We start from the raw sequence: 11,194 nt of genomic DNA, 5'->3' as shown, positions 1-11,194 counted from the left end.
GCCGCCGATGAACTTCCTCGGTGCCAAGGTGGCGCGCAATGCCGCCGGCCAAGCCGAGATTGTGCTGGGCGCGGCCCGCCTGGCCCTGCCGCTTGAGCGCCAGACCGCATGCGGCAAGCTCGACGGCCGCGCCGTGGAATTCGGCATCCGCCCGGAAGACATCACCCTGGAAGCGGTGGGCAACGCCAGTGCCGCACTGGCCGCCACCGTCGTGGTGGTCGAGCCGCTGGGCGCGGAAACCCTCGTCATCTTCCAATGCGAAGGCGGCGAATTGACGGCGCGCCTGCCGCCCACGTTTGCCCTGGCGCCAGGGCAACAAGTCACGGTACAGCTGGACATGGAGAAATTCCATCTGTTCGATCCCCAGGGCGGCGCGGTACTGCCATCCCGATAAGCCGCGCACAAGCGGCACACCCATTCCAAAAAACAGGAGACAAGCATCATGCGTATCAAATCCCTCGTCCTGGCGCTCGGCGCCACTTTCGTCCTTGCCACCGGCGCACAAGCGCAGACGGTCAAGGTTTTCGTCGGCGGCCAGGAGCGCCCCGAAGTCATGCGCGAACTGTTCGCCAAGTTCATGGCCGCCAATCCCGGCGTCAAGATCGACCTGGAAACGGGCGGCGCCACCTCGGAATTGCAGCAGAAATACCTGAACACCGTGCTGTCGGCCGGCGACACCACCCTGGACGTGTTCCTGATCGACATCATCCGCCCGGCCCAGTACGCGTCGGCCGGCTGGATCGAGAGCCTGGACAAATACCTGGGCGCCGATCGCGACAAGATCATGGGCCAGTACCTGCCGGCCTACAAGCAAGCGAATATGGTCGACAACAAGGTCGTGGCCCTGCCCGCCTTTGCCGACGCCATGTTCCTCTACTACCGCAAGGACTTGCTGGCCAAGTACAAGCTGGCGGCGCCAAAAACCTGGGATGAGCTGGCCACCGTGGCGCGCACCATCCAGGCCGGCGAAAAGAATCCGGAATTGCAAGGCATCAGCTTCCAGGGCAAGGCCATCGAAGGCGCCGTCTGCACCTTCCTGCTGCCGTACTGGAGCCAGGGCGGCGAACTGGTCACCAACGGCAAGCTGACCCTGGACAAGCCCAAGGCGGAAGCGGGCCTGGCCATGTGGCGCAAGCTGGTCGACCAGGGCGTGGCGAAAAAGAACATCGCCGAAGTGGCCACTGACGATACGCGCAAGGAATTCCAGGCCGGCAACGTCTTGTTTGCCGTCAACTGGGGTTATGCCTGGAATCACTTCCAGGATGGCGCCGACAGCAGCGTGAAAGATAAAGTCGGCGTCGTCAGCCTGCCGGCCATGGCGGGCGGCAAACCGGCCTCGTGCATCGGCGGCTGGCAGTGGGCCGTGTCCTCGTTCTCGAAGAACAAGGAAGCGTCGGCCAAGCTGGTGCGTTGGCTGTCGAGCCCGGAAGTGTCGAAGCAGCTGGCCATCAAGGCCTCCAACCTGCCCGTCTACCCGTCCGTCTACCAGGACAAGGAAGTGCTGGCCGTCAATGGCTGGTTCGCCGATGCCCTGCCGGTGGTGCAAAGCGCCCGTTCACGCCCCGTCACGCCCCGCTACAGCGAAGTGTCCGAAGCCGTGCGCGTGAACACGAATGCCGTGATGGCGGGCGTGAAAACGCCGGCGGCCGGCGTGGCCGAGATCGAAAACCGGGTCAAGCGCATCCTGCGCTAACCGGCATGCGCCCGTGCCGCCACGACGGCGGCCCGGGCGGCACACGCATACGCACACCGCAACAGACGAGGAAATCATGAGGCAACGCACCCTGAAAAGCCGCATCACGGACCCCAGCGAAACGACGCTGGCCTGGGTCCTGCTGACGCCGGCGATTCTGTTTTTACTGCTGATCGTGGCCTACCCGGTCAGCAAATTGATCTACAACAGCTTTTTCGACATCCGCCTGTCCGGCGGCAGCCTGCCCAGTTTCGTGGGCCTGGACAACTACAAGATGGCGCTGGAAGACAGCCTGTTCTGGAAGTCGCTGAAAAACACCGTCATCATCACCGTCGTCACCGTGCCGGGCGCGCTGGTGGCGGGCCTGGGCCTGGCCATGCTGGCCAACATGCCGTTCAAATACCGCTGGCCCGTGCGCCTGGCGCTGCTGCTGCCGTGGGCGCTGCCGCTGGCCTTCGTCGGCCTGATCTTCGCCTGGTTCTTCCACAGCGAATACGGCCTGGTAAACGACATCATCCGCCGCATCGACCTGCTGATCCCCGGCCTGGGCTGGGAGCCGCAAATCTGGTTCAATTCGCCCGCGCTGACGATGGCCGCCATCTGCATCACGACCATCTGGAAAACCTCGTCGTTCATGGCCCTGATTTTGCTGGCCGGCCTGCAAACGATCCCCGCCTCGCTGTATGAAGCGGCTGAAGTGGACGGCGCCAGCAAGTGGAAGCAATTTACGGAAGTGACCCTGCCGCTCTTGGTGCCATCGATGCTGGTGGCGCTGATCTTCCGCACCTTGACGGCCATCCAGTCCTTCGATATTCCGTACAACATGCCTGGCCCTGGCGACGAAACCAAGACCCTGGCCATGTACATCCAGTCCAATACGGTCGACTACCTTGACGTGGGCTACGGCTCGACCCTAGCGGTGTTCATGTTCCTGCTGTCGATGGCCACCACGTTCGTATATCTGAAATATGTAAGAGGAGACAAAGAATGAGCGGCCTGTTTTCATCGAAGCGCCTGCGCTGGTTCGCCGCCGCGATCGTCATCCTCAACGGCGTCTTCCCCGCCCTGTGGATTTTGTTTACCTCACTGAAAACCGAGAGCGAACTGACGCAAAAGCCGATCACCTACTGGCCGCACGAACCGACCATCGGCAATTTCATCTCGGCCTTCCAGGACCAGCCGCTGCTGACGTTCCTGACCAACAGCCTGATCGTGGCCGGCCTGTCGACCCTGCTCAGCCTGTTCATCAGCGCGCTGGCCGCGTATGCGATCGCCCGCTTGCGCCTGCGTTTCCGTGGCCTGATCCTCACCGCCATCATCGGCGTGTCGATGTTCCCGCTGGTGACCCTGATGGTGCCGCTGTTCGAGATCATGCGCAGCCTGGGCTTGCTGAACTCCTACTGGGCGCTCGTGCTGCCGTACACGGTGCTGAACCTGCCCATCTGCACCCTGATGATGGTGAGCTTTTTCCAGGATATCCCGCGCGATATCGAGAATGCGGCCATGCTTGACGGCTGCACCCGCCTGAGCGCCCTGTGGCGCATCGTGCTGCCGCTGGCCGCGCCTGGCGTGGCGACGGCCGCCATTCTCGCGTTCGTCAATTCCTGGGACGAGTTCCTGCTGGCGCTGTCGATGAATTCGGCCGTGGCTTACCGCACCCTGCCCGTCGGCATCCAGCTGTACCAGGGCGAGTTCGCCTTCCCGTGGCCGATCATTTCGGCGGCGCTGGTGGTGGCCATCGTGCCCATCGTCGTGCTGATCGTGATCTTCCAGGAAAAGGTCGTCAGCGGCCTGACCTCGGGCGGCTTGAAAGGCTGAGGCTGAAAATGGACCACCAGTCTCCCTTCACCCTCGCGCACGGCGACTGCCGCGCCGACGTCCACCCGGCCACGGGTGGCGCGCTGGCGGCGCTCCGCTGGCGCGGGCGCGACATCCTGCGCGCCGCGCCGGCCAACGCTGGTGTGCGGCAGATGGCGTGCTATCCGCTGGCGCCGTATTCTAACCGCATCGGCAACGCCGTGCTGCAGACCGATGGCCACACGCATGCGCTGCGCGCCAACTTCCCGCCCGAGCCGCACAGCATCCACGGCTTTGGCTGGCAGCGCGCCTGGCACGTGGCGGCGCGCACGGCCAACAGCGCCGAACTGCTGCTCGTGCATGGCGGCGACGCGGACTGGCCGTTCGCCTGCACCGTGCAGCAAACCGTGCTGCTCGACGAAGCCGGCCTGCGCCTGACTTTATCGGTGCGCAATGACGACACGCGCGCCATGCCGGCCGGCCTGGGTTTTCACCCCTACTTTCCGCTGGCCCCTGGCCTGCGCCTGCAGACCCAATGGGATGGTGTGTGGAGCATGGGCGACGACCGCTTGCCCGCCGGCCTGGCACCTGTGTTGCAAGCGTCGCCATTCGCCACGCCGCAGCCGGTGGCCGGCTGGCAGGCGGATAACTGCTACAGCGGCTGGACGGGCCGCGCCAGCCTCGATTACGGTAATTACAGCGTGCAGCTGTCGGCCAGCGACAATTGCGGCCACCTCGTCTGCTTCGCGCCCAACGACGAACGCAGCTTCATTGCGCTGGAACCCGTCACGCACGCGAATAACGCGTTTGCGCTGGCCGCGCGCGGCGCGCAAGGCACGGGCATGCGCTTGCTGGCGCCCGGCGAGAGCCTGCACATCGCCATGCGCCTGGCCATGGAAGACACTGCGGAGACCCAGCATGCGTGAATGGCAAGCCGAACTCGCGCTCGACGCGCGCGCCCAGCTGGGCGAATGCCCGCTGTGGAGCGTGGCCGAACAGTGTTTATATTGGATCGACATCGCCGGACGCCGTTTGCACCGCTACGATCCGGCGACAAACCTCGACCGCGTCTGGTGGGTGCCGTGCGAGCCTGGCTGCATCGCCCTGGCTGAAAAGGGCGGCCTGGTGGCGGCCCTGCGCGACGGCTTCTACCGTTTTTATCCGCAGGAAGGTTTGCTCGACAAGCTGGCCGATGCACCGTACGACAGCCGCGACATGCGCTTCAACGATGGCCGCTGCGACAGCGCCGGGCGTTTCTGGGCCGGCGCCATGTACGAACCGCGCACGGCGGAACTGGCCGCCATGTTTTGCCTGGAACGGGGCGCCACGCGCCTGGGCTGGGGACCGCAGCAGGATCTTGGCGTCAAAGTCAGCAACGGCCTGGCCTTCGCGGAAGATGGAGCATCCCTGTTCCAGTCCGACACGCCGAACCACGTGATCTACCGTTTCGCGTTTGACGCGGCCAGCGGCCAGGTGGGCGAGCGCCAGGTGTTTGCCCGCCTCCCCGTCAAAGGCGAAGAGGCCGTGTACGGCGGCCGCCCCGATGGCGCGGCCATCGACGCGGAAGGCTGCTACTGGAGCGCGCAGTACGAAGGCGGCCGGGTGCTGCGCTTTTCGCCGCAGGGCGAGATCATCGGCATCGTGCACGTGCCCGTCGTGCGCCCCACCATGATCGCCTTTGGCGGCGCCGACCTGCGCACCCTGTACATCACCAGCGCGCGCGAAGGCGCAAGCGACGACGAACTGGCGCGCCAGCCGCAGGCCGGCGGCCTCTTTGCCGTGCGCCTGGACGTGGCCGGCCGCGCCGAACCCCTTTACCGGGATTGATACCCCGATCTTCACCCTGAGGACAGCATGAACGCCAACATCACTCTTTACCCCAGCCTGCAGGACCGGGTGGTCTTCGTCTCCGGCGGCGGCTCCGGCATCGGCGCCGCGCTGGTCGAACACTTCGCCCTGCAAGGCGCGCAAGTGGCTTTTTGCGATATCGACCGCGACGCCAGCGACGCCCTGGCCGCGCGCCTGGCGCCCCTGTGCCGCCATGCGCCGCATTTCGTCTACAGCGACATCCGCGACATCGCCGCCTACCAGGCCAGCCTGGCCGACGTCGAAGCGCGCTTCGGCGCCATCCGCGTGCTGCTCAATAACGCGGGCCGCGACGACCGCCATTCGCTGGCCGAACTGACGCCCGAGTACTGGGACAACTGCCTGGCCCTGAACCTCAAGCACCACGTGTTCGCCATCCAGCAGGTGGCGCCCGGCATGGCGGCCGCCGGCGGCGGCTCCATCATCAACCTCGGCTCGATTTCATGGATGCGCGGGCGCCCCAACCTGGTCGGCTACACCACCTCCAAGGCCGGTATTGCGGGCCTGTCGCGCACCCTGGCGCGCGAGCTGGGCGAACAGAATATCCGCGTCAACGCCATCGCCCCAGGCGCCATCGCCACGGACCGCCAGGCCGCGCTGTGGCGCGATCCGGAAGAAGACCGGCGTTTCATCGAACTGCAATGCCTGAAATACCGGCTCGACGCGGGCCACGTGGCGCGCACGGCCCTGTTCCTGGCGGCCGACGATTCGGACGGCATCACAGGGCAGAACATCATCGTCGACGCCGGCCTCGCGCAGGTATCTGTAGCGGGTTAAGCCGCATCACCCATCCAAGGAGAACCCTCATGTTGAACCTGCAAGACGCAAGCCTGTTGAAACAGCAATGCCTGATCGACGGCGTCTGGTGCGACGCCGATGACGGCGCCACCATCGATGTCACCAACCCGGCCACGGGCGCAGTGATCGCCACCGTGCCGCGCATGGGCGCGGCCGAGACGCGGCGCGCCATCGCCGCCTCGCATGCGGCCTTCCGGCTGTGGCGCAAGCAGACCGTGAAAGCGCGCGCCACGGTGCTGCGCGCCTGGCATGCCTTGATCTTGCAGCACGCCGACGACCTGGCGCTGATCCTCACCAGCGAGCAAGGCAAATCGCTGGCGGAAGCCAAAGGCGAGATCGTCTCGAACGCGGCCTACCTGGAATGGTTTGCCGAGGAAGGCAAGCGCGCGTATGGCGACGTGATCGCGCCGCCGTCGAACGACAAGCGCATCGTCGTCATCAAGCAGCCGATCGGCGTGTGCGCGGCCATCACGCCGTGGAATTTCCCGAACGGCATGATCACGCGCAAGGCCGGCCCCGCCCTGGCGGCCGGCTGCGCCATGGTCCTGAAACCGGCGTCGCAAACGCCGCTGTCGGCCCTGGCCCTGGGCGAACTGGCGCTGCGCGCCGGCGTGCCGCCCGGCGTCTTCAATGTGGTGACGGGCGCCGCGCAAGCGATCGGCACGGAACTGTGCCACAACGACCTGGTACGCAAGATCACGTTTACGGGATCGACGGAAGTGGGCGCCTGGCTGTCGCGCGAGGCGGCCGGCACGATCAAGAAGCTGTCGCTGGAATTGGGCGGCAACGCGCCCTTCATCGTCTTCGACGACGCCGACATCGACGCGGCCGTCGAAGGCGTGCTGATGTCGAAATACCGCAACAGCGGCCAGACCTGCGTATGCGCCAACCGCATCTACGTGCAGGACAGCATCTACGACGACTTCGCCGCCCGCCTGGTGGCCAAGGTGGCCGAGCTGAAACTGGGCAATGGCCTGGACGCGGGCGTCACGCAAGGCCCGCTGATCGATGAAAACGCCGTGCGCAAGATCGAGCAGCATATCGCCGACGCGCTGTCCAAGGGCGGCAAGCTGGCCATCGGCGGCAAGCGCCACGCGCTGGGCGGCAGCTTCTTCGAACCCAGCGTGGTGCTGGAAGCGAACAGCGACATGCTGGTGGCCACCGAGGAAACCTTCGCCCCGCTGGCGCCCCTGTTCCGCTTTGGCAGCGAAGACGAAGTCGTCGCCATGGCCAATGCCACGCAATTCGGCCTGGCCGGCTATTTCTACAGCCGCGATCTGGGCAGGGTCTGGCGCGTGGCCGAAGAACTGGAAGTGGGCATGGTCGGCATCAACACGGGCATGATCGCCAATGAAATGGTGCCGTTCGGCGGCGTCAAGCATTCGGGCATGGGCCGCGAAGGCTCGCATTACGGCATGGACGACTTCCTCGATATCAAATATTTGTGCATGGGAGGGATTTGATTATTTAAGGTAGGCAAGGCAGGGATCAGCAACAATACACCTATAAAAACACAGGAGACAGGATCATGCAAACGACGTTACGCAAGACCACATTGGCCGCGGCCATCACCGGCGCCCTTTTCTCGGCATCATTTGTTAGCGCTAACGCGCGCGCCGACGAACTGAGCGACATGAAAGCCATGCTGGCTCAGCTGCAAGAAAGAGTGGCGCAGATGGAAGCGAAGGCGGCCCAGCCAGCGCCAGCGGCAGCGATGGCGGCCGCACCGGCATCATCGGCGGCGGCGCCGATAAAACCCGCCACCGGCTTCAACTGGAAGCTGTACGGCCGTGGCGACATCGGCTACACGGTCTCGCGCGGCAAGGATGCCAGCGGGCGCCAGCTGACGAACCACCGCCTGAACCAGGGCGAGATGGCCAGCCGCCTGGGGCTCACGGGCGCCTGGGTCTTCAGCGATGAATACAAGGCCATCTTCGGCGTCGAAACGGGCTTGAACCTGTTCAACGGCAATGCGGGCGGCGGCACGCAAAACAACACCACCTCGTCCGTGCTGTTCAACCGCGGCTCCACCGTGGGCTTTGCCTCGACCACCTGGGGCTCGATCGAAGGCGGCACCATGTACATGGCGCCGTTCTGGGTTTCGCTGGGGGCAGACCTGGCGTCGGCGCACAATTACGGCGCCAACGACTTCAGCGCCCTGTTCTCGCTCACGCGCCCCGAGTCACTGGGCCGCTACCTGAAAGACCCCGTGACGGGCAACGCCAGCAAGACGACGAGTTTGGCCGGCAACAACTCGGGCACGGCCCTGTTCTATGGCAACGCGCTGCGCTACCGCAGCCCCACCTGGAACAATATCTCGGCCGAGGTATCGTATTCGGCCGGACAGCAGGCGTCTTCCGCCACCGACCTGGAAAACGATGGCCGCAGCTGGGCCGCCAACGTGCTGTACAAGAAGGGCGATCTGTTCCTCGGCTATGCGCACATGGATTACCAGCAGAGCAACGACATCAGCACGGCCGGCACGCCGAACTTCGTCAAGCGCAACCAGGTCACGGACATCGTCGGCGCGCGCTACAAGTGGAACGACTTTACCTTGGGCGGCTCCTACACCTCCTACCGCGTGTCGAACGCGGGCGGCTATGCGGCCGACGCCTTCGGCGTGTCGGGCGCCTATGACCTTGGCAAGCACCGCATCGAAGGCAGCCTGGCGCACATCAGCTATGACGGCGCCAACGCCAAAGGCGCGTTCGGCGCGAACACGGGCGATGGCGTGGGCAAGCCGACGTCGACGGCCTACTCGCTGGGCTACCTGTACAACTTCCAGCCTACCCTGTCGTTCTATGCGTATGCCACGCGTATCGCCAACAACAGTCACGCCAAGCTGGGCGTATTGCAGTTCCGGGGGGACAATAACTACTTCGGCTACAGCCCCGTCGAGCTGACCGCCGGCATGTTCCTCGTCTTTTAAATTAGTGCTTAATTGTTGATGCACCGCCGGCCCGCCGCATGCCCCGCCATGCGGGCGCCGGTTTTCACAGGAGTTGATCGTCATGCAGTACACACTACACCAGGAAAATGACAGCGTCGCCCTGCGCTGCGCCGGCCGCTTGCTGCTGCGCCACAGCGCCGATGCGTCATGCGTGTTCGTCGGCCAGGGCCGCGAAAGCATGGAAATGTACCGCGGCAATTTCGAGATCGAGGATTACGTCGAGGAGCGCAGCGCCCTGCGCGCGCTGGCCGTCACGCAGGAGGGCGATGCCGCGACGCTGAGCTTTGCGCGCCATGCGGGCGACGCACCGCAACTGGTGCTGGCCGTGCAGGCGACGCCGCATGGCGTGCACCTGGTGGTGCGCTACGCGGCACCGGGCTGGAACCGGCTGTGGCTGCGCTTGCCCGCGGAACAGGACGAGCATGTGTGGGGCTGCGGCGAGCAGATGTCGTATTTCGACCTGCGCGGCCGCCACTTCCCCCTATGGACGTCGGAGCCGGGCGTGGGCCGCGACAAGTCGACGCATCTGACGTGGCAAGCGGACGTCACCTCCAAGTCGGGCGGCGACTACTATCACACGAATTATCCGCAACCGAGTTTCATCTCTTCGCAGCGCTACTGCCTGCATGCGGAAACGACGGCGTATGCGGACTTCGATTTCCGCCAGCCCGATTTCCACGAGCTGCAATTCTGGGCCATGCCAGAGCGCCTGGAATTCATGCTGGCCGACACCTTCGTCGACCTGGTCGGCGTCGTCTCGCAGCGCTTCGGCCGCCAACCGCAATTGCCTGCATGGCTGCAAAATGGCGCCATGCTGGGCCTGAAAGGCGGCGAGGAGCACGCGCGCGCCATCCTGGCGCAGGCGCAGGAACACGGCTTGCCCGTCAGCGCCCTGTGGTGCGAAGACTGGGTCGGCTTGCGCCAGACCTCGTTCGGCAAGCGCTTGTTCTGGGACTGGCGCTGGCAGCCGCAGCGCTACCCTGACCTGAAGAACTGGATCGCCGACCTGGCCAAACAGGACATCCGCTTCCTCGGCTACGTCAATCCCTACCTGTGCAACGACGGCACCTTGTACCAGGAAGCGCTGCAGCAGGGCTTTTTGGCGACAAGCATGGACGGCGGCGCCTATCTGGTCGACTTCGGCGAATTCGATTGCGGCGTCGTCGACTTCACCAATCCGGCCGCCGCGCTGTGGTTCGAGGAACGCATCCTGCGCCAGGAAATGCTCGATTTCGGCCTGTCCGGCTGGATGGCCGATTTCGGCGAATACCTGCCGATCGACCTGCGCCTGCACAATGGCGCGGACGCTCGCCTGATGCACAACGCGTGGCCGACCCTGTGGGCCGAAGTCAATGCGCGCGCCATCGAGCGGGCCGGCAAGACGGGCGACGCCACCTTCTTCATGCGCGCCGGCTACACGGGCGTGCAGGCGCACTGCCCGCTGCTGTGGGCGGGCGACCAGTCCGTCGACTTCAGCCGCCACGACGGCTTGCAGACAGTGATCTGCGGCGCCCTGTCGTCCGGCCTCCTGGGCAATGCCTACCACCACAGCGATATCGGCGGCTATACAAGCTTGTTCGGCAACCTGCGCACGGCGGAACTGTTCCAGCGCTGGACCGAGATGGCCGTGTTTACATCGATGATGCGCACGCACGAAGGCAACCGTCCCGACGAGAACTTCCAGTTCTACCAGGATGAAGAGGTGTTCCGCCACTTTGCCAGCATGACGCAGCTGCACGTGGCGCTGGCGCCCACCATCCGCGCCCTGGCCGAAGAGGCCGTGGCGCGCGGCCTGCCGCTGCAGCGCCCGCTGTTCCTGCACTATGAACACGACCGCGCCACCTACGCCATCCAGGACCAGTACCTGTTCGGCCCCGACCTGCTGGTGGCGCCCGTGCATGCGGCCGGTGCCGCGCGCTGGAGCGCCTACCTGCCGCAGGGCGACGCCTGGATACACCTGTGGAGCGGCGCCGCGTTCGACGGCGGCCAGCGCGTGGAAGTCGATGCGCCATTGGGCCAGCCGCCCGTCTTCGTGCGGCGCGGTTGCGCGCAGCAGGACTTCTTCCTGTCGCTGGCGAAATGAGCCTGGC

Annotated in this window: 10 protein-coding genes; all 10 read left to right on the top strand. The window is 65.2% G+C overall.

Going from position 1 to position 11,194, the window contains the following annotated elements; translation table 11 throughout:
- The coding region (locus VM94_RS29050; protein WP_046684700.1) for a TOBE domain-containing protein at positions 1–394 on the top strand (394 nt) is incomplete at its 5' end.
- Positions 395–442: 48 nt separating this feature from the next.
- Positions 443–1,693 (top strand): ABC transporter substrate-binding protein, encoded by a 1,251-nt coding sequence (locus tag VM94_RS15150; RefSeq protein WP_035819750.1) that lies wholly within the window; start codon positions 443–445, stop codon positions 1,691–1,693.
- Between the two features lie 76 nt (positions 1,694–1,769).
- Positions 1,770–2,684 carry a carbohydrate ABC transporter permease gene (locus VM94_RS15145; protein WP_034755235.1) on the top strand — a complete coding sequence of 305 codons (915 nt, stop codon included), beginning with the start codon at positions 1,770–1,772 and terminating at the stop codon, positions 2,682–2,684.
- Positions 2,681–3,511, top strand: coding sequence for a carbohydrate ABC transporter permease (locus VM94_RS15140; RefSeq protein ID WP_034755232.1), 831 nt, complete (start codon positions 2,681–2,683; stop codon positions 3,509–3,511). The genes VM94_RS15145 and VM94_RS15140 overlap by 4 nt, the downstream gene beginning before the upstream one ends.
- Before the next feature lie 8 nt (positions 3,512–3,519).
- On the top strand, positions 3,520–4,416 hold the full coding sequence (locus tag VM94_RS15135) for an aldose 1-epimerase (RefSeq protein WP_046684171.1): 897 nt from the start codon (positions 3,520–3,522) through the stop codon (positions 4,414–4,416).
- Positions 4,409–5,317: an SMP-30/gluconolactonase/LRE family protein gene (locus tag VM94_RS15130; RefSeq protein WP_046684170.1), complete on the top strand. Its 909-nt coding sequence runs from the start codon at positions 4,409–4,411 to the stop codon at positions 5,315–5,317. Before VM94_RS15135 ends, VM94_RS15130 begins: the two co-directional genes overlap by 8 nt.
- A 27-nt stretch (positions 5,318–5,344) precedes the next feature.
- Positions 5,345–6,133, top strand: a complete 789-nt coding sequence (locus VM94_RS15125) for an SDR family NAD(P)-dependent oxidoreductase (protein ID WP_046684169.1) — start codon at positions 5,345–5,347, stop codon at positions 6,131–6,133.
- 29 nt (positions 6,134–6,162) lie between these two features.
- Entirely contained in the window at positions 6,163–7,617 is a 1,455-nt protein-coding gene (locus VM94_RS15120; protein WP_046684168.1) for an NAD-dependent succinate-semialdehyde dehydrogenase, read from the top strand.
- Between the two features lie 65 nt (positions 7,618–7,682).
- Positions 7,683–9,083, top strand: a complete 1,401-nt coding sequence (locus VM94_RS15115) for a porin (RefSeq protein ID WP_046684167.1) — start codon at positions 7,683–7,685, stop codon at positions 9,081–9,083.
- An 82-nt stretch (positions 9,084–9,165) separates the two neighbouring features.
- Positions 9,166–11,187 carry an alpha-glucosidase gene (locus VM94_RS15110; protein ID WP_046684627.1) on the top strand — a complete coding sequence of 674 codons (2,022 nt, stop codon included), beginning with the start codon at positions 9,166–9,168 and terminating at the stop codon, positions 11,185–11,187.
- Positions 11,188–11,194 lie beyond the last annotated feature (7 nt).

It is taken from the genome of Janthinobacterium sp. KBS0711 (assembly GCF_000988085.1).
Classification (GTDB): domain Bacteria; phylum Pseudomonadota; class Gammaproteobacteria; order Burkholderiales; family Burkholderiaceae_D; genus Janthinobacterium; species Janthinobacterium lividum_E.
This window is presented reverse-complemented; position numbering and strand designations above follow the sequence as displayed.

What these genes read in the sequence shown, in the direction of transcription:
- VM94_RS15145 (WP_034755235.1), top strand. Translation starts at nt 1,770, where the DNA reads ATGAGGCAACGCACCCTGAAAAGCCGCATCACGGACCCCAGCGAAACG.
- VM94_RS15130 (WP_046684170.1), top strand. Translation starts at nt 4,409, where the DNA reads ATGCGTGAATGGCAAGCCGAACTCGCGCTCGACGCGCGCGCCCAGCTG.
- VM94_RS15110 (WP_046684627.1), top strand. Translation starts at nt 9,166, where the DNA reads ATGCAGTACACACTACACCAGGAAAATGACAGCGTCGCCCTGCGCTGC.
- VM94_RS15120 (WP_046684168.1), top strand. Translation starts at nt 6,163, where the DNA reads ATGTTGAACCTGCAAGACGCAAGCCTGTTGAAACAGCAATGCCTGATC.
- VM94_RS15125 (WP_046684169.1), top strand. Translation starts at nt 5,345, where the DNA reads ATGAACGCCAACATCACTCTTTACCCCAGCCTGCAGGACCGGGTGGTC.
- VM94_RS15115 (WP_046684167.1), top strand. Translation starts at nt 7,683, where the DNA reads ATGCAAACGACGTTACGCAAGACCACATTGGCCGCGGCCATCACCGGC.
- VM94_RS15150 (WP_035819750.1), top strand. Translation starts at nt 443, where the DNA reads ATGCGTATCAAATCCCTCGTCCTGGCGCTCGGCGCCACTTTCGTCCTT.
- VM94_RS15140 (WP_034755232.1), top strand. Translation starts at nt 2,681, where the DNA reads ATGAGCGGCCTGTTTTCATCGAAGCGCCTGCGCTGGTTCGCCGCCGCG.
- VM94_RS15135 (WP_046684171.1), top strand. Translation starts at nt 3,520, where the DNA reads ATGGACCACCAGTCTCCCTTCACCCTCGCGCACGGCGACTGCCGCGCC.